This window comes from Pseudomonas sp. E1BtOHC1, from assembly GCF_058744285.1.
The window spans coordinates 2,898,774-2,923,392 of sequence record NZ_CP196023.1 but is presented as its reverse complement, the minus strand read 5'-3'; the positions used below and the strand labels follow the sequence as shown (position 1 = coordinate 2,923,392).

The window sequence follows — 24,619 nt, the reverse complement described above, 5'->3', positions numbered from 1 at the left end:
AAGCTCGCGCCTACAGGTGTGTGGTTCATTCAATGAACAGTGTCGGCACCCTCCCGGTCAGCGACGTTCGATTGGCACGAACTTGCGCTGCTCGACGCCGATGTACTCGGCGCTTGGACGGATGATGCGGTTGTTGCCACGCTGCTCGAACACATGGGCCGCCCAGCCGGTCAGGCGCGAACAAACGAAGATCGGCGTGAACAGCTTGGTGGGGATGCCCATGAAGTGGTACGCCGAGGCGTGGTAGAAGTCGGCGTTGGGGAAGAGTTTCTTCTGCTCCCACATGGTCTGGTCGATGGCCTCGGAAACCGGAAACAGCACCTTGTCGCCCACTTCGTCGGCGAGTTTTTTCGACCAGCCCTTGATCACCTCGTTGCGCGGATCGTTGTCTTTGTAGATCGCGTGGCCAAACCCCATGATCTTGTCCTTGCGCTCCAGCATGCCGAGGGTGCCCTTGATCGCCTCTTGCGGCGAACTGAAGCGCTCGATCATTTCCATGGCCGCTTCGTTGGCGCCGCCGTGCAGCGGGCCACGCAGCGAACCGATGGCCGCGGTGATGCAGGAGTACAGGTCGGACAGGGTCGAAGCACAGACCCGGGCAGTAAAGGTCGAGGCGTTGAACTCATGCTCGGCGTAGAGGATCAGCGATACGTTCATCACCTTGACGTGCAGGTCGCTGGGCTTCTTGCCGTGCAGCAGGTGCAGGAAATGACCGCCAATGGAAGGCTCGTCGCTGACACAGCTGATGCGCACGCCTTCGTGGCTGAAGCGGTACCAGTAGCACATGATCGCCGGGAAGGCCGCCAGCAGGCGGTCGGTGACGTCATGCTGCTGGGAGAAGTCTTTCTCCGGCTCGATGTTGCCCAGGAACGAGCAGCCCGTACGCATCACGTCCATCGGATGGGCCTGGGCCGGAATCCGCTCCAGCACTTCCTTCAGCGCCTGAGGCAGGTCGCGCAGCTTGCCCAGCTTGCTGGTGTAGGCCGCCAGTTGTTCCTGGGTCGGCAGATCGCCGTACAACAGCAGGTAGGCGACTTCCTCGAACTGCGCATCGGCCGCCAGTTCGCGCACGTCATAGCCGCGATAGGTCAACCCGGCACCGGCCTGGCCCACGGTGGACAGCGCGGTTTGCCCGGCCACCTGGCCGCGCAGACCTGCGCCACTCAATACTTTTGCTTCGGCCATTGCTCTCTCCAATCTTGAATTTGTTAGGGACTTGGCAACTTCGTTGGTCGGGACTCACCCCGACCATGGAGGAGCGAGCTTGCTGGCGATCTGGGCCCGCGCGCCCCAGCGTGTCAGGGATTGCGCGTCATTGTTGGTGGCCATCACGAGCACGCTCGCTCCCACAGGGATTGATTCAACCTTTCTTCTGGGCGAACAGCGCATCGAGCTTCTGCTCGAAGCTGTGGTAGTCGATGCGCTCGTAGAGCTCCATGCGGGTCTGCATGGTGTCGATCACGTTCTGCTGGGTGCCGTCACGACGGATCGCGGTGTAGACGTTTTCCGCCGCCTTGTTCATGGCACGGAACGCCGACAGCGGGTACAGCACCAGGGAAACATCCACGGATTTCAACTGTTCGGTGGTGTACAGCGGGGTTGCGCCGAATTCGGTGATATTGGCCAGGATCGGCGCTTTCACCCGATCGGCGAAGATCTTGTACATCTCAAGCTCGGTGATGGCTTCCGGGAACACCATGTCGGCGCCGGCCTCGATGCACGCCGCGGCACGCTCCAGGGCCGACTCCAGACCTTCCACCGCCAGGGCGTCGGTGCGCGCCATGATCACGAAGCTGTCGTCGGTGCGGGCATCCACCGCGGCCTTGATGCGGTCGACCATTTCCTGCTGGGACACGATCTCTTTATTGGGACGGTGACCGCAGCGCTTGGCGCCCACCTGGTCTTCGATATGGATCGCCGCGGCGCCGAACTTGATCATCGACTTGACGGTGCGGGCCACGTTGAACGCCGAAGAACCGAAACCGGTGTCCACGTCCACCAGCAATGGCAGGTCGCAGACGTCGGTGATGCGGCGCACGTCGGTGAGGACGTCGTCGAGGCCGGTAATGCCCAGGTCAGGCACGCCGAGGGAACCGGCGGCGACCCCGCCACCGGACAGGTAGATCGCCTTGAAACCGGCGCGTTTGGCCAGCAACGCATGGTTGGCGTTGATCGCACCCACCACTTGTAACGGCTGTTCGCTGGCGACCGCATCGCGGAAACGCTGGCCTGGAGTGCTCTTGTTGGAACTCATGACTCACCTCGTGGAGTGGCTGTCTGATGGGCGCTGTCCTGGTAGTGACGCGCGATGTTGCGTTTCGAGGCGCCGATGTGGCGGCGCATCAGTAGCTCGGCCAGTTCGCCGTCGCGATCGGCAATGGCGTCGAGAATCCGGTGGTGTTCGGCAAAGGCCTGGTGCGGACGGTTGGGGGTCGCGGAGAACTGGATGCGGTACATGCGCACCAGTTGATACAGCTCGCCACAGAGCATTTGCGTGAGGGTGCGGTTGCCGGCGCCCTGGATGATCCGGTAATGGAAGTCGAAATCCCCTTCCTGCTGGTAGTAGCCGACGCCAGCCTGGAACGCCGCATCGCGCTCGTGGGTATCGAGCACCCGGCGCAGCTCGTCGATTTCCTCGGTGGTCATGCGCTCCGCCGCCAGGCGACAGGCCATGCCTTCCAGGGATTCGCGGATTTCGTAAAGCTCGATCAGCTCGGCGTGGCTGAGGGACACCACCCGGGCGCCGACATGCGGCACTCGTACCAACAGGCGCTGACCTTCCAGGCGATGGATGGCCTCGCGCAGCGGACCACGACTGATGCCGTAAGTACGGGCCAGTTCAGGCTCGGAGATCTTGCTGCCCGGGGCGATCTCGCCCTTGACGATGGCGGCCTGGATCCGCCGGAAGACGTTTTCGGACAGGGTTTCAGAATCGTCCTGCGTCGGCAGCGGATGTTCCAGTTGATCCAGCATATTGTCGACACCTTGAAAATCAATTAGGCAAAAATTAGCCAATACACCCTAAACAGTCAAAGGAAAAATTGAGATTGTCGACAATCGTCTAATAACCCTTTGCACCAAAACGAGACAAAAGGCCCGCCCCCGACGCTGGCGCCATAAAACCAGCATGCTAGAATGCCGCCCGCATTGGCCTGTCATCTTTTTATGGCACGCATACGAGGGAGCTTGCGCAGCAATGCCGGTCGCCTTGAACTGAAGAACCCAAGCCCATCAGGATCTATGAGACTCAAGGCCCTTCCCCTACTCCTCTGTCTGCTTGCCCTGCCCGGCATCAGCGCCGCCGCCGGCAAGACGGTCTACGGTTTGAACGAGTACGCGCAACTGTCAGGTATCGACCTGGAAGTTGCAGCCAAACTCGACACCGGTGCCAAGACTGCTTCCTTAAGTGCCCGCGACATCAAGCGCTTCAAGCGCAACGGCGAATCCTGGGTGCGTTTCTACCTGGCCATCGACGCCGCCCATTCCCACCCCATCGAACGGCCGCTGGCCCGAGTCAGCAAGATCAAGCGCCGCGCCGGCGACTATGACCCCGATGAGGACAAGAACTACACCGCGCGTCCGGTGATCGCCCTGGATGTCTGCATGGGCAGTGCCTTGCGCAGCATCGAAGTGAACTTGACCGACCGCAGCGCCTTCCAATACCCGCTCTTGATTGGCTCCGAAGCCTTGAAACGCTTCGATGCGCTGGTCGACCCCAGTCTTAAATACGCTGCTGGCAAACCCGCCTGCGCCACCGACGCTCATACCGCAGAGTAATTCCAATGCGCTCTCTTACCCTTCATCTGAAAGTCCTGATCGCCATCCTGGTGGTGCTGGGCATTTCGATCACGGCCTATCAGATCTTCGTGCTCGGCATTCCGGTGACCGAAGACGCCACCGACGATCTGTGGAACATCGATGCCAAGGTCGAGTTCGTCGCCAACGGCAAGGACCCGATCAAGATCCAGATGTTCGTGCCGCCCCTGAGCCGCGACTATGTGAGCCTCAACGAGAGCTTCATTTCCAACAACTACGGGGTGGCGGTCAACCGCGTCGACGGCAACCGCAAGGTCACCTGGTCGGCACGCCGGGCCAAGGGCAACCAGACCCTGTACTACCGCCTGGTACTGACCAAGCGCTACAGCGCCGAGAAGTCCAAGATCAAGGGCCCGACCTTCCGCGACAGCATGGCCGTGGAAGGCCCGGAAAAGATCGCCGCAGAAGCCCTGCTGGCGCCGATCCGCCAGCACTCGGCGGACGTCGAGACCTTCATCAGCGAGGCCATCAAGCGCGTCAACAACGCCAATGACGACAACGCCAAGCTGCTGCTGGCCGGCGACCCGTCCAGCGCCAACAAGGCCAAGATCGTCGAACTGCTGCTGTCCATCGCCCACGTGCCGATGGAGAAGGTCCATACCATTCGCCTGGTGGCCGATCAGCCGCAGACTCCGGAACTCTGGCTGCGCAGCTTCAACGGCACCGACTGGCTGTACTTCAACCCGGAAACCGGCGAACAGGGCATGCCCAGCGATCGCCTGCTGTGGTGGACCGGCGATGACAACCTGATCACCGTCGATGGCGGCAAGAAGGCCAACGTCACCTTCAGCCTCAACAACAGCGAAATGAACGCCATTCGCCTGGCCAAGCTGACCGACGAGAACACCGACGCCAACTTCCTCGAATACTCGCTGTACGGCCTGCCGCTGCAGACCCAGCAGACCTTCATGATCATGGTGATGATTCCCATCGGCGTGCTGGTGATCCTGATCCTGCGCAACCTGATCGGCCTGCAGACCCTGGGCACCTTCACCCCGGTGCTGATCGCCCTGGCCTTCCGCGAGACTCAACTGGGCTTCGGCATCGTGCTGTTCACCGTGATTACCGCGCTCGGGCTGTCACTGCGCTCCTACCTGGAACACCTCAAGCTACAGATGCTGCCGCGGCTTTCGGTAGTGCTGACCTTCGTGGTGGTGCTGATCGCCGCCATTAGCCTGTTCAGCCACAAGCTGGGCCTGGAACGCGGCCTGTCGGTGGCGCTGTTCCCGATGGTGATCCTGACCATGACCATCGAACGCCTGTCCATTACCTGGGAAGAACGCGGCGGCGGCCATGCGATGAAAGTCGCCATCGGCACCCTGTTCGCCGCGTCCCTGGCACACCTGATCATGAGCGTGCCGGAGCTTACGTACTTCGTCTTCACCTTCCCGGCGATGCTGCTGATCCTGGTGGGCTTCATGCTGGCGATGGGTCGCTACCGCGGCTACCGCCTGACGGAGCTGGTGCGCTTCAAAGCCTTCGTCAAGGCCGACTCCTGATGTTCGGCCTGTGGAAGACCTGGAAAGCCCTGGAAGCGCGGGGAATCATGGGCATCAACCGGCGTAACGCCGACTACGTGCTCAAGTACAACAAGCGCAGCCTGTACCCCATCGTCGATGACAAGATCATCACCAAGGAACGGGCGATCAAGGCCGGCATCCATGTACCGGAACTGTACGGGGTGATCTCCACCGAGAAGGAAATCGACAAGCTCGACGAGATCATCAAAGGGCGCAACGACTTCGTGATCAAGCCGGCCCAGGGCGCCGGCGGTGACGGCATCATCGTGATTGCCGACCGCTTCGAGGGCCGCTATCGCACGGTATCCGGCAAGATCATCAGCCATGAGGAGATCGAGCATCATATCTCCAGCATCCTCACCGGCCTGTATTCCCTGGGCGGTCACCGCGACCGGGCACTGATCGAATACCGGGTGACCCCGGACCAGATCTTCAAGAGCATCAGCTACGAAGGCGTGCCGGACATCCGCATCATCGTGCTCATGGGCTACCCGGTGATGGCCATGCTGCGCCTGCCGACCCGCCAGTCCGGAGGCAAGGCCAACCTGCACCAGGGCGCCATCGGCGTCGGCGTCGACCTGGCCACCGGCCTGACCCTGCGCGGCACCTGGCTGAACAACATCATCACCAAGCATCCGGACACCACCAATGCCGTGGACGGTGTGCAACTGCCCTACTGGGACGGTTTCATGAAGCTGGCGGCCGGCTGCTACGAGCTGTGCGGCCTGGGCTACATCGGCGTGGACATGGTGCTGGACCAGGACAAGGGCCCGCTGATTCTCGAACTCAATGCCCGGCCCGGGCTGAATATCCAGATCGCCAACGACTGCGGCCTGACCCAGCGCACCCACGCCATTGAAGCCCACCTTGAGGAACTCAAGGCTCGTGGCATCGAGGAAACCGTCGCAGAGCGTGTGCGCTTCGCCCAGGACCTGTTCGGCCACATTCCTCCCGTCGAAGGCTGACAGCCCCGGCTGTAGCCGCTGCCCCAGGCAACGGCTACAGGTCGGTAAATGCGCCGTTCAAGGGGCAATCGCCGACATCCCCTCTAGGAGCAACTCCTGCAGAGGCATACAATCGCCAGCCGCGCTCCGATGGCTGATCTGCACCGCATGTTGACCTGCTCCGTACACCCGCTTCCCTATCGCGCCAACCCCGCCGAGTATTTCGCGGCAATCGAACACGCCCCCGGTGCCGTGCTACTGGACAGCGGCCGCCCCAGCGCCGAGCGCGGCCGTTATGACCTGCTCAGCGCCTGGCCCCTGGCAGAACTGACCCTGGCCGCTGACGAGCCTGGCGGCGACTTCCTGCAACGCCTGCGCGATAACCTCCAGCACCTGGGCCAGGCCCAAGTGCCCGCGCCTTATGAATTGCCCTTCGCCGGCGGCCTGATCGGCTACCTCAGCTACGATTTCGGCCGACACCTGGAGCGCCTGCCGAGCCAGGCCCGGGATGACCTGCAATTGCCCGAGGCACGCTTTGGCCTGTATGCCTGGGCGCTGATCAATGACCACCAGACGGGCACCAGCCAACTGCTGTTCCACCCCAGCCTGGAAGCCTCCGAGCGCCAGCGCCTGATCCAGCTGTTCAACCAGCCGCCCATGACGGCAGCAGCCTCGTTCAAGCTGACCAGCGCCATGCGGGCCGACCTGAGCGCCGAGGATTACCGCCAGGCCTTCCAACGCATCCAGCACTACATCCAGGCCGGCGACTGCTATCAGGTGAACTTCGCCCAGCGCTTTCGCGGCCAGTACCAGGGCGATCCCTGGGTCGCCTACTGCGCCTTGCGCGCCGCCTGTCCGACCCCGTTCTCGGGCTTCCAGCGCCTGCCGGATGACGGCGCGGTGCTCAGCCTGTCGCCGGAGCGTTTCGTTCATGTCAGCCAGGGCCGGGTGGAAACCCGGCCGATCAAGGGCACTCGTCCCCGGGGTCGGGATGCCGCAGAAGACGCCGCCAACGCCGCCGAGCTGCTGGCCAGCCCCAAGGACCGGGCGGAAAACCTGATGATCGTCGACCTGCTGCGCAACGACCTGGGGCGCACTTGCCGCACCGGCTCGGTGCGCGTGCCGGAGCTGTTCAGCCTGGAAAGCTACCCCAATGTGCACCACCTGGTGAGCGCCGTGACCGGCGAGCTGGCGGACGACAAGGATGCTCTGGACCTGATCGCCGGCAGCTTCCCCGGCGGCTCGATCACCGGGGCGCCGAAGATCCGTTCGATGCAGATCATCGACGAACTGGAGCCCACCCGGCGCGCGTTGTACTGCGGCTCGCTGCTGTACCTGGACGTACGCGGGGAGATGGACAGCTCCATCGCCATTCGCAGCCTGTTGGCCAAGGACGGGCAGATCTGTTGCTGGGGCGGCGGCGGGATCGTCGCGGATTCGGACTGGCAGGCGGAGTACCAGGAATCCATCACCAAGGTACGGGTGTTGCTGGAGACATTGCAGGGGCTTTAGGGCCTATTCGCCGGCAAGCCGGCTCCTACAAGAGCCCGTCGTTCTCCCACCCGTAGGAGCTGGCTTGCCAGCGAAGGCGTCGGCAGGATTTGCGCACAATCCAAAGGCCTGTTCGCCGGCAAGCCGGCTCCTACAAGAGCCCGTCGTTCTCCCCCCCGTAGGAGCTGGCTTGCCAGCGAAGGCGTCGACAGGATTTGTGAAAAATCCAAGGGCCTCTTCGCCGGCGAACCGGGTTACAGGCTCAGGGTGCGATTGGAAGCCTTGATGAACTCCTGCTTCAACTCGGCAAAGCTGTGCACCGCGGGGAACTGCGGGAACTCGCGAATCACGTTGTCCGGCGCATGGAACAGGATGCCGGCGTCGGCCTCCCCCAGCATCGTCGTGTCGTTGTAGGAATCCCCGGCAGCGATGACCCGGTAGTACAGGCTCTTGAAGGCCAGCACCGACTGGCGCTTGGGGTCTTTCTGACGCAGTTGATAGCCGGTCACCCGGCCACCGTCATCGGTGATCAGGCGGTGACACAGCAGGGTGGGGAAACCCAGCTGGCGCATCAAGGGCTGGGAAAACTCATAGAAGGTGTCGGAGAGGATCACCACCTGGAAGCGCTCGCGCAACCAGTTGACGAACTCCACCGCACCATCCAGAGGCTTGAGGGTGGCGATCACTTCCTGGATATCGGAGAGTTTCAGGCCGTGCTCGTCAAGAATCCGCAGGCGCTGCTTCATCAATACGTCGTAGTCGGGAATATCCCGGGTGGTTGCCTTGAGGGATTCAATCCCGGTTTTTTCGGCAAAGGCGATCCAGATTTCCGGGACCAGTACACCTTCCAGATCGAGACAGGCAATTTCCACAAGACACTCCCATTGGTTCTGATTATTTAAATTGAGCGAGCAAAAGGACTGCCGAACTCTAGCGATTCGCCTGCGCAGGCGCAACGCAGAGGAGCGCGCCAGGGCCGGGTGGATTTTGTTAAGATCGCCCCCCTATAGAGCGCACAGCGCCACCGACCTGTAGGAAACCGCCCTGATGAACCCATCGTTCGACGTCGCTGAACTCGCTGCGACCTATGCCAACAAATCCGCCCAGGACATTCTCAAGCTGGCCTTCGCCCAGTTCGGCGATGACCTGTGGATTTCCTTCAGCGGCGCCGAGGACGTGGTGCTGGTAGACATGGCCTGGAAGCTGAACAAGAACGTCAAGGTATTCAGCCTCGACACCGGCCGCCTGCACCCGGAAACCTATCGCTTCATCGATCAGGTGCGCGAGCACTACAAGATCGACATCGAGCTGATCTCGCCGGACCACAGCAAGCTCGAACCCTTCGTCAAGGAAAAGGGCCTGTTCAGCTTCTACAAGGATGGCCATGGCGAATGCTGCGGCATCCGCAAGATCGAACCGCTGCGACGCAAACTGTCCACCGTCAGCGCCTGGGCCACCGGCCAGCGCCGCGACCAGAGCCCGGGCACCCGCAGCCAGGTGGCGGCACTCGAGATCGACAGCGCCTTCTCCACGCCGGAACGCCCGCTGTACAAGTTCAACCCGCTGGCGCAGATGAGCAGCGAAGAGATCTGGGGCTACATCCGCATGCTCGAGCTGCCTTACAACAGCTTGCATGAACGCGGTTTCATCAGCATTGGCTGCGAGCCCTGTACCCGTCCGGTGCTGCCGAACCAGCACGAGCGCGAAGGCCGTTGGTGGTGGGAAGAAGCCACCCAGAAGGAATGCGGCCTGCACGCCGGCAACCTCATCAGCAAAGCCTGACCCCTCCCTTCTTCTGTAGCAGCCGGCTTGCCGGCGAATGAGCCCTCCCCCCTGAGGACGCCTTCGCTGGCAAACGCAAGGCGCCCGTCCCCCCACAACCAACATGTACACATAAATGTCACTATCAGTGCCATTTTTGTGTGCACTTTCAGCAGCTACCGCCCCAAAAGGTTACAGACCTTTCTTCCGTCAGATTTCATGACATGCGCTGTCGTGCCTGACGAAAAATAAATACCTGTTCAAACGGTCAATTTTTAATCTCACTGTTTCATACAGTTAGGGACAACTCATAACAAAACGAAATCAGCAGCCCATTTCATAGCTGCGCAATTGGCACAGAAGTGGCTTTAGTCGATCTATGTTTTGTATACAAAAAAATCAAAACATACATACACTAACCGTCCGCACGCCTGATCCACGACTCAAGCTGCAGATGCCCCGAACCCAGTGATTCCTCCCCTGCGACGAAGATTGTCGAGCCTTGGGCTCAAGCACAGTCATCCAGGGCCGGAATCAGGAGCCGCCGGAATGCACACCAGCCCTTCCAACAACATCGCACTGGATCTGCCCTCCTCGCCGCACTCGCACAACCTGCAACAGCCCATCACTGCAACCGATCCGGACAGCGTCATCCTCAGCCCGCGCCTGCACAACCGCGACCTGGCGCCGACCAAGGTCGAAGGCCGCCGCTGGGGCGGCTACAGCATCTTCGCCCTATGGACCAACGATGTGCACAACATCGCCAACTACTCCTTTGCCATCGGCCTCTACACCCTGGGCCTGGGCGGCTGGCAGATCCTCCTGTCCCTGGGAATAGGCGCGGCGCTGGTGTACTGCTTCATGAACCTGTCCGGCTACATGGGCCAGAAGACCGGGGTGCCGTTCCCGGTGATCAGCCGCATCAGCTTCGGCATCCATGGCGCACAGATTCCGGCACTGATCCGCGCGGTGATCGCCATTGCCTGGTTCGGCATCCAGACCTACCTGGCCTCGGTGGTATTTCGCGTGTTGCTGACTGCGATCCATCCGGGCTTCGCCGATTACGACCACAATTCGATCCTCGGCCTGTCCACCCTGGGTTGGGTCTGCTTCGTGCTGATCTGGCTGGTGCAATTGGTAATCCTCGCCTACGGCATGGAGATGATCCGCCGCTACGAAGCCTTCGCCGGGCCGATCATTCTGCTGACCGTGGCCTGCCTCGCCGGGTGGATGTACTCCCAGGCCGATGGGCAGATTGCCTGGTCGATCCGCGAACCTTTGACCGGTGGCGAAATGTGGCGGCAGATCTTCGCCGGCGGCGCATTGTGGCTGGCGATCTATGGCACCCTGATTCTCAACTTCTGCGACTTCGCCCGCTCCTCGCCGTGCCGCAAGACCATCAAGGTCGGCAACTTCTGGGGCCTCCCGGTGAACATCCTGGTGTTCGCCACGATCACCGTGCTGCTGTGCGGCGCACAGTTCCAGATCAACGGCCAGGTCATCGAAAGTCCGACCCAGATCATCGCCTCGATCCCCAACACCCTGTTTCTGGTCCTGGGCTGCCTGGCGTTCCTGATCGTCACCGTCGCTGTGAACATCATGGCCAACTTCGTAGCCCCGGCCTTCGTCCTCAGCAACCTGGCGCCCAAGTACCTGACCTTCCGCCGCGCCGGGCTGATCAGTGCCGCGCTGGCGGTGCTGATCCTGCCGTGGAACCTGTACAACAGCCCGCTGGTGATCGTGTATTTCCTCTCCGGCCTGGGCGCCCTGCTGGGCCCGTTGTACGGGGTGATCATGGTGGACTACTGGATCCTGCGCAAAGCCCAGATCCACGTGCCGCAGCTGTACAGCGAAGACCCGCAAGGCGCGTACTTCTACAGCCGCGGGGTCAATCTGCGGGCGGTGGCGGCCTTCGTGCCCGCCGCGCTGATTGCCATCGTGCTGGCCCTGGTGCCGGGCTTTGCCAGCGTCTCGCCCTTTTCCTGGCTGATCGGCGCCGGTATCGCCGGCCTGCTGTACCTGATCATCGCCAAGCGCCAACCCGGGTACGCCGATGTCAGCGGCGAATCCATCGCCGTGGACAACGTCAGTCATTGAACCTGAACGGCCCGGCGCGCCGGGCCTTGAACTGCCCAACCTGTAAGGAACCCCCATGCGCATTCTCGTGGTCAACGTCAACACCACCGACAGCATCACCCAGGCCATCGCCCGCCAGGCACAAAGCGTGGCAGCGCCGGGCACGGAAATCGTCGGACTGACCCCCTACTTCGGCGCCGAATCGGTGGAAGGCAACTTCGAAAGCTACCTGGCGGCCATCGCGGTGATGGATCGCGTACTGGCCTACGACCAGCCCTATGACGCGGTGATCCAGGCCGGTTATGGCGAACACGGCCGCGAAGGTCTGCAGGAGTTGCTCGATGTTCCGGTGGTGGACATCACCGACGCCGCCGCCAGCACGGCGATGTTCCTTGGCCACGCCTACTCGGTGGTGACCACCCTGGATCGTACCGTGCCACTGATCGAGGACCGGCTGAAGCTGTCCGGCCTGTATGAGCGCTGCGCCTCGGTGCGGGCCAGCGGCCTGGCGGTACTGGAACTGGAAGAAGACCCACTACGGGCGGTGGAATCCATTGTGCGCCAGGCCGAGCTGGCGGTGACCCAGGACAAGGCCGAGGTCATCTGCCTGGGTTGTGGCGGCATGGCGGGGCTGGATGAGCAGATCCGCCAGCGCACCGGGGTGCCGGTGGTGGACGGGGTCACGGCGGCGGTGACCATCGCCGAGTCGTTGGTACGCCTGGGGTTGTCCACATCGAAGGTGCGGACCTATGCGACGCCGCGGCCGAAGAAAGTGCTGGGTTGGCCGATGCGCTTGGGGCGCTGAGCCAGGCCACGAGCGGATTCGCCGGCAAGCCGGCGCCTACAGGGCGCTGAAGGTTTGCGCCAGGCCCTGTTCGGCGAACTGCTCGATGACGAAGTCGACGAAGGCCCGGGTCTTGCCCGGGAGCATCTTGTGTTCGGCGTAGTAGATCGAGGTGTAGCCGTCATCGACGTACCAATCCGGCAAGACCCGCTGCAGAGCGCCGCTGCGCAGGTAGTTGACGGCAAACGGCATGCTCACCAGGGCCAGCCCCAGTCCCTGGGCCGCAGCGACGCAAGCCGCTTCGGAATCGCTCATGGTCATGCTGGCCTTGAGCTCCAGTGGGCGCACACCGCCGGCGCGGCCAGTCAGTTGCCAGGTGCGGATGCGCCCGGTCTGCGGTGAGCGAATCAGAATCCCCCGGCAATGCCGTAGATCCTCCGGCTCGCCAATCGACGCCCGCCCTGCGAGATAGGCCGGGCTGGCCACCAGCACCCGATGGGCCGGTGACAGGCGACGGGCGACCACCCCTTGCGGCAGTTCGAAACCGCCACCGATGGCGGCGTCGAAGCCCTGGCCGATCAGGTCCACTTGGCGATTGTCGAAATGCCAGTCCGGCTGGATGTCCGGGTAACGCTGCAGGAAGGCCCCCAGCATCGGCACTATGTACAGACAGCCAAACACCGTTCCCATGCTGACCTTGAGCGTGCCCGCCGGACGCCCCTGGACGTTGGACAGGCTGCTCACGGCATTCTGGATGGTCAGCAGACTGTCACTGACTTCTGCCAGGAACAAGCGTCCGGCTTCGGTCAGGGTCAAACGTCGAGTACTGCGCTGAAACAGCCGCACACCGACCCGGGCCTCCAGCTTGGCCACGCTTTTTCCTACCGCGGCCGGGGTCAATCCCAAGCGTCGCGCGGCCTCGGCAAAGCTGCCGACTTCAGCGCTGCGGACAAAACATTCGATACTGCTGAAAGCTTCCATTACCAGGGATTCCAAACTTTTGGTTTACACAGAGTATAGGGATTACCCGCTACACAGAGGCCAATCGACGGTCGATACTCGACGCCAAGCACAAGGCAACCCGGCCTTCAATCTCTGGAGAAGCACATGAGCAAGCACAACCTCAGCGGCAAAGTGGCCTTGATCCAAGGCGGTTCCCGCGGCATCGGCGCCGCCATCGTCGAGCGCCTGGCGGCCGAAGGCGCCAGCGTCGCCTTCACCTACATCAGTTCCGCGAACAAGGCGCAAACCCTGCAGGACAGCATCATCGCCAAGGGCGGCAAGGCCCTGGCGATACAGGCCGACAGTGCCGACGCCGGCGCCATTCGCGATGCCGTGAACAGCACCGTCCAGGCCTTCGGACGCCTCGATATCCTGGTGAACAACGCTGGCGTACTAGCGGTGGCGCCGCTGGACGAATTCAAACTGGAAGACTTCGATCAGACCCTGGCCATCAACGTGCGCAGTGTGTTCATCGCCACCCAGGAGGCCGCACGCCACATGGGCGAAGGCGGACGCATCATCAACATTGGCAGCACCAACGCCGAGCGCATGCCCTTTGCCGGTGGCGGCCCCTACGCCATGAGCAAGGCTGCACTGGTGGGCCTGACCAAAGGCCTGGCACGGGACCTGGGCCCGCGGGGCATCACCATCAACAACGTCCAGCCCGGACCGGTGGACACCGACATGAACCCGGCCGACAGCGATTTTGCCGACAGTCTGATGGACTTCATGGCCGTGCGTCGCTATGGCCGGGCCGAGGAAATCGCTGGCTTCGTGGCCTATCTGGCCGGGCCCGAAGCGGCCTACATCACCGGCGCCAGCTTGAGCATCGACGGCGGTTTCAGCGCCTGATCGGTCAACACAAAAAATAACCGGGCCACCTGTATCAGGTGGCCCGGTTGCTTACGCAGCATCCGCCAGCCGCTGCCGCAGAGGGCGAACCGGCGCGCAACGCCCTGCTTCTCTCTAACAGCGATCTGCTGACCTCAGGCCCAGACCAGATGCGGCAAACCACAGGCGGCGGGCTGAAACCCCTTGAGCGAGCGCAGAATCCCGTCAGCGTGGGCGAACTTGGCATCCGCCATGGCCGGATCGGGCACCGCAAGCACCCGCATCCCCGCGGCCTTGGCAGCCGTCACGCCGAAGGGCGAGTCCTCGAACACCAGGCATTCCTCTGGAGCCACACCCAGGCGCCGGGCTGCCGTGAGAAAGATATCCGGCGCCGGCTTGGCCGCCGTCACTTCCGGATCATCGGCGGTGACAATGGTGTCGAACAACGCGAACCAATCGCCATGACGAGTGATTTTCTCGCCGAAGGACATCTGCGACGAGCTGGTGCCCACTGCGATAGGCACCTGGTGTTGCTTCAAATGACGCACCAGTTGCTGAGCCCCCGGCATGGCCTCGGCTCGAGGAAAGCGCTCACGCATCAATGGCTCACGCATGACCAGGAACTCTTCGGCGCTGATGGGCAGGTCCAGTGCCTCGACCACGTAACGCGCCAGATCGGCGGCGCCACGTCCGATGATGTTTTGCTTGATGGTCCAATCGTAGGTGCGGCCATAACGCTCGGCGATCAACTGCGTGATCTCGGTGTAGATACCTTCGGTATCCAGGAGCAGACCGTCCATATCGAAAATGACCGCCTTGATCGGCCCCAAATCATTCAACTGTGCATTCATCGCATCTGATCCGTTAGCAAAAGTACATTCCAGGGAGCGGCTCAGGTACGGCCCGTTATGTTCGGCAACACGTCAATTAAAGGGTTCAGCAGCATAGCGGCGGGGCTGGGTCAGGAGCAACCGAGGGGCATGGCACAGGGAGCTGGATAGTTTCAGTCGCCAGGATCGAGCTCGTCGTCACCTTCTTCAGGTCCTTCCTGCAGCGGCACCAGCGCATCATCCATCAAGGAGCCGGGATCTTCATTCCCCGGGTCATTGATCACCAACGGTTGCGCTGGGGCTGGCTCGACATTACCTGGCATTTCGCGGGGCATGATCCTCTCCTTAAACAGCGGGACTGGCTGCATCAAGTATGGCGAAGCCCTGGGTAACGCGCACAAAAAACCCGGCGCAGGGCCGGGTTTTTTGAACGTTGCGCCTAAATCAATGACGCTTCTTGTGCCCCATGCTGCTGCCCAGGGCACCGCCCGCCGCACCACCAATGCCGGCACCCACGGTGGAACCGGTGCTGCCGCCCAGGCGATTGCCGATCAGCGAGCCACCGGCCGAACCCAGACCACCGCCTATCGCGGCCTTGGCCCGGCTGCCCTTGCGCGCGCCCGCCGCACTACCGGCAGCCCCGGCAACTCCCGCACCAATGGCCGCGCCGGTACTGCCGCCGAGCTGTTGCCCGACCACGTTGCCCAGCGCACCGCCGAGACCGCCGCCAATGGCGGCAGTGCCATCGCCGGCCATCGCGCCTTGAGCCAGCAGAAGTCCCACAACCAGGGCAGGTAGAGTTGAACGCATGACTTGAACCTCAAAAAAAGACTGTCGAACTGACACAAAAACCCAGCGCCGCGCGCCCTGCTACGGAGCGTCACGGCAACACCCGGTTGCTCTCCGGTGGCTTGGACAGCGGATTCTAAAAGAGTTTTATCGCCGCGCAAAAAAAAGCCCGCTGGGGAACGGGCTAGGGGTATTGCTTTTAACGGATGGTTTGAGCGTACTCAGGCAGATGTGAAGATTCTGTGAAAAGTACCCGCGACTGGGAGCAACAGACGCGGATCACACCATTTCTCATCCTGCCAACATCTTCAGTTCACCTTCTGAAGATGCTCGAAGCCGATCAATGCAGGTCAGCCCCTTGGTTGGCTGCCCCGCCACCGCTTCGATAGCGGCCTGAACGCTCACTGGCAACAGTGTTCTCAGCGAATGCTGCGAATGTTGCCCTTGTTGCCTTTGACAGTGACCGAGACTTTCTTGAAGACGAAGTAGTTTTCTTCGCTGACTTCATAGCGTGGAGCCACGATCAGGTCGGCGCCGGAAGACTTGACCGCCTTGAAGGCAGCAGCCGACTTGACTGCACTCACTGGATCCAGGCCCAGACCACCCAGACCGCCGCCGGTATCGCCGCCGTAGGTCACACCATCAGCAAACTGGTTATCGCCACCAAACTGCAGGAAACCAAAGAGGATATTCACCGACGACTGGCCCGAAATTGCCTCGCCCACTGCTACATCTGCCTTCAGGTCAGCCTTGACCTGGCTATCGATGGGCGACGATGGCTGGCTGATGTTGTAGCTGGTGCAACCAGAGGCTGCGGCTACGAGAGTGGACAGTGCGAGGAGTTTGAAAATAGCTTTCACGTTTATTTCCTTATCGCTTTTCATATAAAGGCATCATCGCTGGATGCGCAGCCCCGTTTGAATCGGGATAAAGAACATATCGCCAGTTATAGCCAATTGAGATAAGAAAATTCCTAAAAGCACAAAGGATGCCTCTTTACTTAACCCATCTCACTGGCGACAAACAATTAATACGACTACCCAAAATTGGAAAAAAAATTAATACACAAACAATGACCAAGAAAGTTATGACCTCAATCAACCACCGCAAATGAACCTGACAACTTTGTGACCGGCCCTCACCTCCAGCAGAACCACCCAAGCCCCTTCACAGAGCATCGTCCGGCGCAAACAGGAAGCTCTATCGCCAACAGGGCTGTTGGCCATATCAGGATTTTCCTCAAATTACCCATACCCTCGGATTGCAACTTCAATCCTGATAGACGTCCGGATTTAACTTTTTGCGGACAATAAAAAGCCCCGCATCAAACGGGGCACTCAGAACTAAATATTACTTTCTCTTTGGCATGGCCTTGGGAAAGAACATCGTATTACTGGCTACCGGCAGCGTTGCAGTTTTTTTCCTGCTACTGACCCGGGATTGTTCTTCAACATCGAATGCGGCCTGACCGCAACGCACCAAGTTGTTGATTGGGAACTCATCCCCGTCGTCTTCGATATAGGCAAGACTCCTCATATCCCAGCTCCCTCCAACAACCGATCAGTACCGGCAAGCTCCTGATTGCCTGGAAAATACTAACCGTCACGGCGTCTCAGACTAGCCAGTCATTTGTAGACCTGCCGTCCAAACCAGGCAAGCACCGACGAGCGGCAAGAGACCAGAGAAAAAAATGATCCAGAGCAAATTTCCGGACTCATGAACCCGACGGCCGCTTGATATGGCAGCACGTCCATTTAGAAATTAGCGGGGGCTTTGCGTCCAATTGCTTTATGGGGTGGCGGTGTACCCGCCTAGAAATGGAGACATTTCAGGGAAAACATTAACAACAGGCTCGTCAAACTCGAACTCTCGGGCCGGCCCTCCAATGAAAATCCAGGCTTTTACCATTTTGTCAATAGTGCTGTTGAGCGACTGTGCGGAAGGCAGCACAGTAGTAGGCTTTCATGGCGCCACACTGCGCGAGTGCCCGATCTGTTCGGATTACTGATAAAGGCAGGTCAGGCTAATGCACAAGCCGCATGTCAGATACCTGAAAGGATTCGAACATGAAAAAGTCCATAGCTGCTCTGGCCGTATCCGCAACGCTCGCTTTCACCGCAACTGTCACGAACGCCTCCGTGCATCCGACCCCCATCAAGGCTCCTCAGACCGTTAATCAGGTGACAGCCTCTGTTGACACTCCTTTCGGAACCCATCGGGCAGCTGGTGAAATCCAGATGGCCAGCCTGGCCAGAAGTTGCTCCGATGATCGATATTCCTGGTGGGAATACAGCGGCTGGGAAATCGTTGGCTGCCTCATAAGCGGCCAGTGGTAACTATTCAGCCAGGCCTGGTGCGTGACTTACTTAATCAGTACGCACCAGAGCCTGCTAGTCCAGCCACATGCGACTTCGAAGATACAGATTCCCTCATACTGCTTACGCAACAATAGCCTTCGCCGGCAGACAATTGCTGGGGGTTTAGAGGCGAGCCTTGTTGCGTATTCGAGCTGGGACTTCAGCAACAAAATACCTTTTCATGCGCATGCTGCCGACGCTTAACGCTCAACGCTCGTCGAATTCGGCCTCGGTCATTTCGCCGAGATCGCTGCAGCCATCTACTACGCAAAGGGCGAACTTTTTAAGCAGATGTTATCCATTCAACGCTACCGAAAAACACCTGCCAGCCCCCTATTGGCCCCATAGGCCATTTTTCAAACGCCAAAAACCACAAACCCCCGACTTTCACTAGGAAAATCAGGGGTTTGTGTTTTCAGAATGTGGCGGTGAAGGAGAGATTCGAAACTACCCGCAAAGTTACTCCCATTATGCAAGTACCCGGTTTACAAGGGCTGCAGGCCGATTGCTTTCGTGAAAATCGAGGCTCGCCAGTCCCATGGCAGTCCCATGGGTTTGTAAGCCAGGATGCTGCGAGAGGCCAAAAATGCCATCCACCCCGATTTATGTTGAGCCCTGGGAAAAAGGTAATTTTGGTAATGCGTTGTCAGAACCCAAAGAAAACCCAATGAAATCAGTAATTTGGCGAACCTATCAATAGGTAATAAAAAGGTAAGTGAAAGGTTAGAAAATTACCTTCAGTCCGAGTAATACCTAACAGCCCCAAACCCCAGCAAAATAAGGGTTTGAACAGAATATTACCTTTCTTATTACCTAAAATTACCCTCCAAGGTAATGTCTGAAAGCCACGCTCTACAAGGGCTCCAGCCCGTTTTGACCCATCGATTACCAAAATTACCTTTTTCCCAGCCCTCATCTGAAAAACGGTCCTGAATCATCAGTCCAGGTACTTTTTCACGTCCTCTATAGAGGGTGCAATGTATAATAGTTGCCATTTTTCAATAGAAAATAGACACTTGGCTGCCTTTAATCCTGCATGGGTTGAAATTTACAAATTAATTTAGTGAACCTTAAAGGTCCAGTTGTTAGTAAAGTATTTCTGGGTCGTTTCGAGCCTATCGGAGGTGAGGAAAAAATATTGTATTAGCTAAGACCTTAGAACAAGAATGAACTAAACATTTACTATTAGATGCTGGACTGATAAAAGGAGGAAGGCATGAGTAGCAATGCAAAAGAGTCCCCTGGCGAGGCCGATTATCAAGAGTACTCCATGTGGAAGTATGACGATGAGAGCGAACTTTACTACCCAGTTACTTCTCCGAAAGACTTGCCAGAGTCAGAGTCAGATTTGTCGATACATACAAGATTTACGCTACCTAATGGCAAAAATGTAGAAGGTTATACTGTTGGGGTTGAACGTGTATTTTCAATGGGCTTATTTAGCGGAAATAATATATTCTTCATAAATAAAAACATGCCAGATATCTCCACTGAACAAATTAAGTTTTTTTTAGCAGAGCAGCCACTTCTTGAAATAGAAAAGGTTTCCGACATATTTCCCTTGAAGTATAAAACACTAATTAACACAGAGGGCTTTTCCGATGTAACCGGTACTTTTGACATGGGCGAGACATTCGGACTTACAAATAAGTGATTTTTTTTAATTTGAAGACTTAATCGAAGCGATTGCTTTAATGTTGTTACCTTGTTTTTTTTCGAAAGTTACTGCCACATACAACGCAGCTTGCAGAGCAATGTGGCTATAGCTGCACAGTTCCTCGCCAGCTTGTCATAGTGGGTACCTATTCTGCGGTTCTCTTTTAGCCAGCCATGGCGATGCTGTGCAATGCTGCAGAACATGAGATAGCCACGCTGGCTGGGCCTCCCGCTGTTTTGATATCAAACTGGTCGGTGACTTGCGCGCACCTGGTGCCAACGACATCAAAAACGAAAACCTAACCTTCCGCAGCTTTTCGCAACTGCCGACCTTGTAAACCGGGCGTCTCCTCTCCCAGACCAATTCGTCAGAACCGCATACCACCGTGCAAGGCCGCTGCACTTCTTCACAAAACCTTGCACACCGTGAAATCACCAAATACCCGACAGACCCCGCAGCGGGCCTGGGCGGGGGCATGGTTTGCACTACCACCGGGTTTTGCACAAAAAAGGAACGCAGAGCCCGTCGGCGGGAGGGGGATAAGTGATTTTCTATCCAGATTTTTTTCGCCGCCTGCGATTTTCCAGCGTCATGGCTGCACCTAGTCGGAAACGACTATATTGGAATTCGTACTGAGAGGGTTTGAGGTGATTGATGGATGCGCCTATGCACAACCCTGATGTTTATCGCTTAGACTGAGTTCAACCAAGCAAGGAAGCATGCAATGAACGCTGAATGTGTGTATTGCGGTCAAGCTAATGAGTTCAATGGGGAACACATGTTTCCAGCTGGTTTAGGCGGCGACGACAAACGATTCATGATAAAGGACTGTGTCTGCGAGGTTTGTAATACCTATTTTTCTAAACTTGAGGGTGAGCTATCCAGAAGAACCCCAAGTGCATTGGCCAGACTTATTAAACAGTCACAAGGGCGCAACCGCGGTAGGAAATCAAGCGAGCCTGTTATTCAAACCGAAAGCAGCTACATCATCGATGACGGTCGGCTTCTCGAGGCAAAAATTTCTGCAAAGATGACTGCCAGCCTAGTTCCACAAATACATGTGGACGGGATGAGAATACTATTTACTGCTAACGAGCATCATACACTTGAAGCTTTTCTTGAGGCGTGCAGAGAAGTCTTACTCGCTCCCGAGATAAGACTTATTGAGAAAAAGACCGAAGCTTCGGGAACGCATTATTTAGTGCGTGTAGTCAGTTATGACGGGGAGAAGCCAACAATTGGTGACTATATAGTTACGAATAAAGCACCAGTTAAATCAGTGTGGATCAAAGAACCTTTGCAGAAGAGCAAGCACAACAGCGACGGCAACGTGGCCAATCTGACCCCCCGATTTTATCACCACGAAGGGCGAACGATTACCTATAAATCTCCTGACCCATCGAACATCTTAGAAGACATAGCTAAAGTCAGGCAATTCCTAGCTGCTCCCAATGTAGAAACCTCTTATACAGACAGTACAATCGATAGTCCGCTGGTGTCGGTTGAAATGGGGTTTGATATTCTAAGTGTGTTCCAGGCTTATGCAAAAATTGGAATGAACTTCATCATTCATCTTGGGGGGCATGAGTACGCACGTGAATCCGGCTTCGCCAGTATAAAATCAAAAATCCGGAAGCAAGGTTCGGAAATACAGGTAAGGGCAATAGATGAAACCGATCCATTTTATCATGCCTTGGGTATTTACCCTGCCGAAGCTCACTGCATGGCACTGCACAGCTTCGCCATAGGTGAAGGGCGATCTTCAATTTTTTTCCACCTGAAGCTTTATGGCGGACCTATACATGAAATTGTCATAGCAGAAAGTGTCCCAACTCCAGCGTGGGGAATAGAATCGAAATACGCACTTATTTATTTCAACGAACACCGAATAGAATTACTCGACGAAAATGAGTACTTTTCAATTCAGGCAAAATATTCGTCAACTGCCCGCTAGCGATAGGGTCACTAATTTCGTTCTTGTGGCCATCAGTAGTGCAGATGCGGCAGCTTGAGAGAACGCCAACGCATTGTTCGGCGGCGGCGTCACTCCATGAGTATGGCCAGCAAGCTGGGTGTTCATCTGCTCCACCAGGTCGAGTAGCTCGCACACCACCTGCAACACGTTGACCGACTCCGACCCGATCCAGGTTTTGGGCGCCTGGAGGCGCTGACTGATCCCGCTCACGCTCTTGCGCAGCCCCTGGATCTGCTCCTGCATGTCGCCGCCCACTGTGGCGTTGTGCTTCTGGCTCACCACCAGGTTCAGGTCGCGGCCGGTGGCCTGGTGCAGGTCGTCCACGGCCGCCAGGCTGACGGACCCGCCGGAAAGCAGCTTGAGCGCCCCCATGGCCTCGATCTTCTTGACCCCTCCCACTGACTCGGTCGAATGGTCGTCTACCGTTCTGGTGTGATTCTGGAAGCGCTCGGCATTGTCCAGGGCTTCCACCTCGCGTTCGATCGCCTTGTCCTGGATCTTTCCATCAGTCTGGCGCAGCCAGTTGCCGTCGGCATCGACCCGCTGCTGGCAGGCCTCGCTGTGCTGCCATACCTGATCACCTTTCGGCACCCGGGGCAGGCTCAGGCCGTGGGGCAGGATCTGCTGGATAAAGGGCTTGTGGGGCAGTCCATAGGCGAAGCACACCACCACCGTGGTGTTTTCCTCGGGGAAGCCGAACATGCCGGCCTCTTGGCCGCCCATGGGCGCCGGCAGCGGCAGGCCGGCCAGGATCGGCAGATCCGGGTCCGGCTCGCCGTCGGGCAGCAGTACCTGGACGTCCACGCCGTAGCGCGGCCGGAAGTCATCGCACAGCCCGGGCGCCGCCGGCGCATCCGGTACCGCGACCACACGGCCGAAGCGTGGCAGGTGATAGCCGCCGGTGAGTTCGGGGAATTGCCGCTCTACGCTGCGGCGGATTGCGTCTTCCATTTGATGGCCATCTGGTTGCCGGTAAGCGTCACGCTGGTGACCCGCTCGCCCTGGTTGAAAGTGGCGCCCGGGCGCAGTCCTGGAAGAACCGCGATCATGGCGCTCTGATTGCCCTGGTAGTGGCCACCGCGATCATCGGCGCGGCGGTCATTGGCTACCAAGTGCATAAAACCCCTGAATCACGAACCCGACTCAAAAGCTTGAGCCAGATGGCCAGCACCTTGGGAGATCTGAGCGACGCAGACGCTGCTGTCTTCGCCCAACTGCTCGCCGACCCTACCGATGGGGGCAAGTCAGGCCATGCCTAACAACACCGCAACAACGCCCGCACGGCGCTTTCCCTGGAACATTGACTACACCAGCGTTTGCGACCAGTGCGGCAAGTGGCGTGCCCAGGGCAATCATAAAAAATGCAGTCGGCGATGCCAGTTGCTGAATGCCCATCTACGCCAACACAAGCCCAAGCCATAGGCCGCGTCCACCAGAAGATGCGCACTTAGATACTTGGCCCGGAAACGGGCCTTTTTTGTTTTCGATCATCAGACTGTCGATACACCAGTACAGCGTTAGGGGTTTACATAAGCGGGGTCGAAGCTCGCGGAAATTCCGTGAGAATCTATTTTCAGTACAACGGGGAAAAGTGCAGGGAATCAATCCCAGGAGGCAACAAACCAGCAACCATTGCCCAGGCAAAGCGCCTGATCGACATCATCGAATACGAGATCCAGACCGGCACCTTTGATTACGCAAGGCACTTCCCTAATTCGTCCAAGCTGGTCGAAAACACTTTCGGCCACTACCTGGATCTGTGGTTGAAGATCAAAGCCAACAGCGTGGCAGCATCAAGCTATCGAGGCTACGCAAACAAGGCGGAGGTGCACGTACGGCCACGCTGGGGGAGGGTGCAGATCAACGCAATTGATCACCTGGACCTGCAGGAGTGGATCCAGGGCACCCTGTCGAAGACGCTCAAGAACAAGACCATCCGCGACATCATTAGCAACGTGCGACAGGTGTTTAGGCTGTACCGCACCAGGATGAAAGTTGCGCACGACCCCACCGAGGGCCTGATGGTCCGCCTGCCAGATCCCGAGGCACCAGACCCATTCACCAGGGCGGAGATCAGACAGATCCTCGAAACTCCGACCAGCCGCACGCAAGAGCTGTTGATGGTTCAGTTCATGATTTGGGCTGGTCCTCGAGTATCCGAAACCATCGCCCTGGCCTGGGAGGACGTAGACCTGGAGCAAGGCACCGTGACATTCCGCAGGTCAAAGGTACGCGGAGCCTACCGAGTGACGAAAACCCGCCGATCGACACGCAAGGTGCGCCTGCTCGCTCCCGCATGGGATGCACTGCGCAAGATCGATGCACTCAATAGAAAGAAGAAGGCAGAAACAGTCGAAGTCGTTGAACGGGACAACAAGACGGTCAGGAAACACAAACTGCACTTTGTATTCCTGAACACCAAAAGCGGTCTGCCCCACGTCAATGACTTTGTGGTGCGAGACAGGTTCTTCAAGGCACATTTGCTAGCGGCCGGGGTTCGCTATCGCGGCCCCGGCCAGTGCCGGCACACCTACGCCAGTCAGTTGCTGACAACCGGCGTGGCCTCGATCGACTGGATAGCCGAGCAGATGGGGCACACCAATGGGAACATGATCCGCCAACATTACGGGACGTGGATCAATGAAGATGGGCCAGATATTGTTGGAATGCTGCAGCTTGCGTTAAAGCTGTAGCAAACCAGACTTCCTTAGATCGGTGTACTAGTATTGGGACGTCCGATATCCAGAGAACAATAAAAAGGCTCCGCACTTAGTCAACGTGCGGGG

The 24,619-nt window shown here is 58.5% G+C and carries 24 protein-coding genes and 1 pseudogene; 12 read left to right on the top strand and 13 right to left on the bottom strand.

Annotated elements, in window-relative coordinates; translation table 11 throughout:
• Positions 1 to 57 precede the first annotated feature (57 nt).
• The 3 genes from prpC to ACSSVC_RS13570 all read right to left on the bottom strand — a co-directional run bounded on the left by prpC (position 58) and on the right by ACSSVC_RS13570 (position 2,973).
• Positions 58 to 1,185, bottom strand: coding sequence for a bifunctional 2-methylcitrate synthase/citrate synthase (gene prpC, locus ACSSVC_RS13580; RefSeq protein ID WP_123725785.1), 1,128 nt, complete (start codon positions 1,183 to 1,185; stop codon positions 58 to 60).
• A 175-nt stretch (positions 1,186 to 1,360) separates the two neighbouring features.
• A complete protein-coding gene (gene prpB, locus ACSSVC_RS13575; protein ID WP_011060181.1) occupies positions 1,361 to 2,254 on the bottom strand; it encodes a methylisocitrate lyase in 894 nt (297 codons plus the stop codon).
• Positions 2,251 to 2,973, bottom strand: a complete 723-nt coding sequence (locus tag ACSSVC_RS13570) for a GntR family transcriptional regulator (protein WP_346631852.1) — start codon at positions 2,971 to 2,973, stop codon at positions 2,251 to 2,253. The genes prpB and ACSSVC_RS13570 overlap by 4 nt, the downstream gene beginning before the upstream one ends.
• A 267-nt stretch (positions 2,974 to 3,240) precedes the next feature.
• Here ACSSVC_RS13570 and rloA point away from each other — a divergent pair, with 267 nt between their 5' ends.
• The 4 genes from rloA (at position 3,241) to pabB (ending at position 7,792) form a co-directional block, all read left to right on the top strand.
• A complete protein-coding gene (gene rloA / locus ACSSVC_RS13565; RefSeq protein WP_402890994.1) occupies positions 3,241 to 3,777 on the top strand; it encodes a retropepsin-like aspartic peptidase RloA in 537 nt (178 codons plus the stop codon).
• Positions 3,778 to 3,782: 5 nt separating this feature from the next.
• A complete protein-coding gene (gene rloB, locus ACSSVC_RS13560; protein WP_346631854.1) occupies positions 3,783 to 5,315 on the top strand; it encodes an osmotic stress tolerance membrane protein RloB in 1,533 nt (510 codons plus the stop codon).
• Entirely contained in the window at positions 5,315 to 6,301 is a 987-nt protein-coding gene (locus tag ACSSVC_RS13555; RefSeq protein ID WP_346631855.1) for an alpha-L-glutamate ligase-like protein, read from the top strand. The genes rloB and ACSSVC_RS13555 overlap by 1 nt, the downstream gene beginning before the upstream one ends.
• A 147-nt stretch (positions 6,302 to 6,448) precedes the next feature.
• The gene (gene pabB, locus ACSSVC_RS13550; RefSeq protein WP_404939945.1) at positions 6,449 to 7,792 is read left to right on the top strand and encodes an aminodeoxychorismate synthase component I; all 1,344 of its coding nucleotides are present in this window, start codon (positions 6,449 to 6,451) and stop codon (positions 7,790 to 7,792) included.
• Positions 7,793 to 8,025: 233 nt separating this feature from the next.
• On the opposite strand, the gene thrH is transcribed toward pabB, so the two are convergent.
• On the bottom strand, positions 8,026 to 8,643 hold the full coding sequence (gene thrH, locus ACSSVC_RS13545; RefSeq protein ID WP_015634738.1) for a bifunctional phosphoserine phosphatase/homoserine phosphotransferase ThrH: 618 nt from the start codon (positions 8,641 to 8,643) through the stop codon (positions 8,026 to 8,028).
• A 175-nt stretch (positions 8,644 to 8,818) separates the two neighbouring features.
• On the opposite strand from thrH, the gene ACSSVC_RS13540 reads away from it, so the two are divergent.
• From ACSSVC_RS13540 to ACSSVC_RS13530, 3 genes are all read left to right on the top strand, one after another.
• Positions 8,819 to 9,553 (top strand): phosphoadenylyl-sulfate reductase, encoded by a 735-nt coding sequence (locus ACSSVC_RS13540; protein WP_492612398.1) that lies wholly within the window; start codon positions 8,819 to 8,821, stop codon positions 9,551 to 9,553.
• 528 nt (positions 9,554 to 10,081) lie between these two features.
• On the top strand, positions 10,082 to 11,629 hold the full coding sequence (locus tag ACSSVC_RS13535) for an NCS1 family nucleobase:cation symporter-1 (protein ID WP_492612397.1): 1,548 nt from the start codon (positions 10,082 to 10,084) through the stop codon (positions 11,627 to 11,629).
• 55 nt (positions 11,630 to 11,684) lie between these two features.
• Positions 11,685 to 12,413, top strand: a complete 729-nt coding sequence (locus ACSSVC_RS13530; RefSeq protein WP_446440174.1) for an aspartate/glutamate racemase family protein — start codon at positions 11,685 to 11,687, stop codon at positions 12,411 to 12,413.
• 36 nt (positions 12,414 to 12,449) lie between these two features.
• Here the strand turns inward: ACSSVC_RS13530 and ACSSVC_RS13525 are convergent, their stop codons facing one another.
• Positions 12,450 to 13,373, bottom strand: coding sequence for a LysR family transcriptional regulator (locus tag ACSSVC_RS13525; RefSeq protein WP_346631859.1), 924 nt, complete (start codon positions 13,371 to 13,373; stop codon positions 12,450 to 12,452).
• Between the two features lie 126 nt (positions 13,374 to 13,499).
• On the opposite strand from ACSSVC_RS13525, the gene ACSSVC_RS13520 reads away from it, so the two are divergent.
• Positions 13,500 to 14,246 (top strand): 3-oxoacyl-ACP reductase family protein, encoded by a 747-nt coding sequence (locus ACSSVC_RS13520; protein ID WP_346631860.1) that lies wholly within the window; start codon positions 13,500 to 13,502, stop codon positions 14,244 to 14,246.
• A 134-nt stretch (positions 14,247 to 14,380) separates the two neighbouring features.
• Here ACSSVC_RS13520 and ACSSVC_RS13515 read toward each other — a convergent pair whose 3' ends face one another.
• The 5 genes from ACSSVC_RS13515 to ACSSVC_RS13495 form a co-directional block, all read right to left on the bottom strand.
• Positions 14,381 to 15,076, bottom strand: coding sequence for an HAD-IA family hydrolase (locus ACSSVC_RS13515; protein WP_346631861.1), 696 nt, complete (start codon positions 15,074 to 15,076; stop codon positions 14,381 to 14,383).
• 152 nt (positions 15,077 to 15,228) lie between these two features.
• Complete coding sequence (locus ACSSVC_RS13510; protein WP_346632082.1) at positions 15,229 to 15,390, bottom strand: hypothetical protein; 162 nt, start codon at positions 15,388 to 15,390, stop codon at positions 15,229 to 15,231.
• 109 nt (positions 15,391 to 15,499) lie between these two features.
• Positions 15,500 to 15,865, bottom strand: a complete 366-nt coding sequence (locus ACSSVC_RS13505) for a glycine zipper domain-containing protein (protein WP_047302868.1) — start codon at positions 15,863 to 15,865, stop codon at positions 15,500 to 15,502.
• 398 nt (positions 15,866 to 16,263) lie between these two features.
• Positions 16,264 to 16,728 (bottom strand): hypothetical protein, encoded by a 465-nt coding sequence (locus ACSSVC_RS13500; protein WP_404938807.1) that lies wholly within the window; start codon positions 16,726 to 16,728, stop codon positions 16,264 to 16,266.
• 466 nt (positions 16,729 to 17,194) lie between these two features.
• On the bottom strand, positions 17,195 to 17,380 hold the full coding sequence (locus tag ACSSVC_RS13495; RefSeq protein ID WP_492612396.1) for a hypothetical protein: 186 nt from the start codon (positions 17,378 to 17,380) through the stop codon (positions 17,195 to 17,197).
• 530 nt (positions 17,381 to 17,910) lie between these two features.
• Between ACSSVC_RS13495 and ACSSVC_RS13490 the strand changes: the two genes are divergently transcribed.
• Together ACSSVC_RS13490 and ACSSVC_RS13485 are read left to right on the top strand one after the other, a co-directional pair.
• Complete coding sequence (locus ACSSVC_RS13490) at positions 17,911 to 18,180, top strand: hypothetical protein (RefSeq protein ID WP_492612395.1); 270 nt, start codon at positions 17,911 to 17,913, stop codon at positions 18,178 to 18,180.
• A gap of 1,237 nt (positions 18,181 to 19,417) precedes the next feature.
• Positions 19,418 to 19,855 (top strand): hypothetical protein, encoded by a 438-nt coding sequence (locus ACSSVC_RS13485; protein WP_492612394.1) that lies wholly within the window; start codon positions 19,418 to 19,420, stop codon positions 19,853 to 19,855.
• A 68-nt stretch (positions 19,856 to 19,923) separates the two neighbouring features.
• Here ACSSVC_RS13485 and ACSSVC_RS13480 read toward each other — a convergent pair.
• Positions 19,924 to 20,034, bottom strand: a pseudogene (locus ACSSVC_RS13480) (IS5/IS1182 family transposase); the annotation flags it as partial.
• A gap of 548 nt (positions 20,035 to 20,582) precedes the next feature.
• Between ACSSVC_RS13480 and ACSSVC_RS13475 the strand changes: the two are divergent.
• Positions 20,583 to 21,812, top strand: a complete 1,230-nt coding sequence (locus ACSSVC_RS13475) for a hypothetical protein (protein WP_492612393.1) — start codon at positions 20,583 to 20,585, stop codon at positions 21,810 to 21,812.
• Here the strand turns inward: ACSSVC_RS13475 and ACSSVC_RS13470 are convergent.
• A complete protein-coding gene (locus ACSSVC_RS13470; RefSeq protein WP_492612392.1) occupies positions 21,798 to 22,784 on the bottom strand; it encodes a hypothetical protein in 987 nt (328 codons plus the stop codon). The two genes, ACSSVC_RS13475 and ACSSVC_RS13470, sit on opposite strands and share 15 nt — an antisense overlap.
• The gene (locus ACSSVC_RS13465; protein ID WP_492612599.1) at positions 22,757 to 22,951 is read right to left on the bottom strand and encodes a hypothetical protein; all 195 of its coding nucleotides are present in this window, start codon (positions 22,949 to 22,951) and stop codon (positions 22,757 to 22,759) included. Before ACSSVC_RS13465 ends, ACSSVC_RS13470 begins: the two co-directional genes overlap by 28 nt.
• 411 nt (positions 22,952 to 23,362) lie before the next feature.
• Between ACSSVC_RS13465 and ACSSVC_RS13460 the strand changes: the two genes are divergently transcribed.
• Complete coding sequence (locus ACSSVC_RS13460) at positions 23,363 to 24,526, top strand: Arm DNA-binding domain-containing protein (RefSeq protein ID WP_492612564.1); 1,164 nt, start codon at positions 23,363 to 23,365, stop codon at positions 24,524 to 24,526.
• Positions 24,527 to 24,619: the final 93 nt, after the last annotated feature.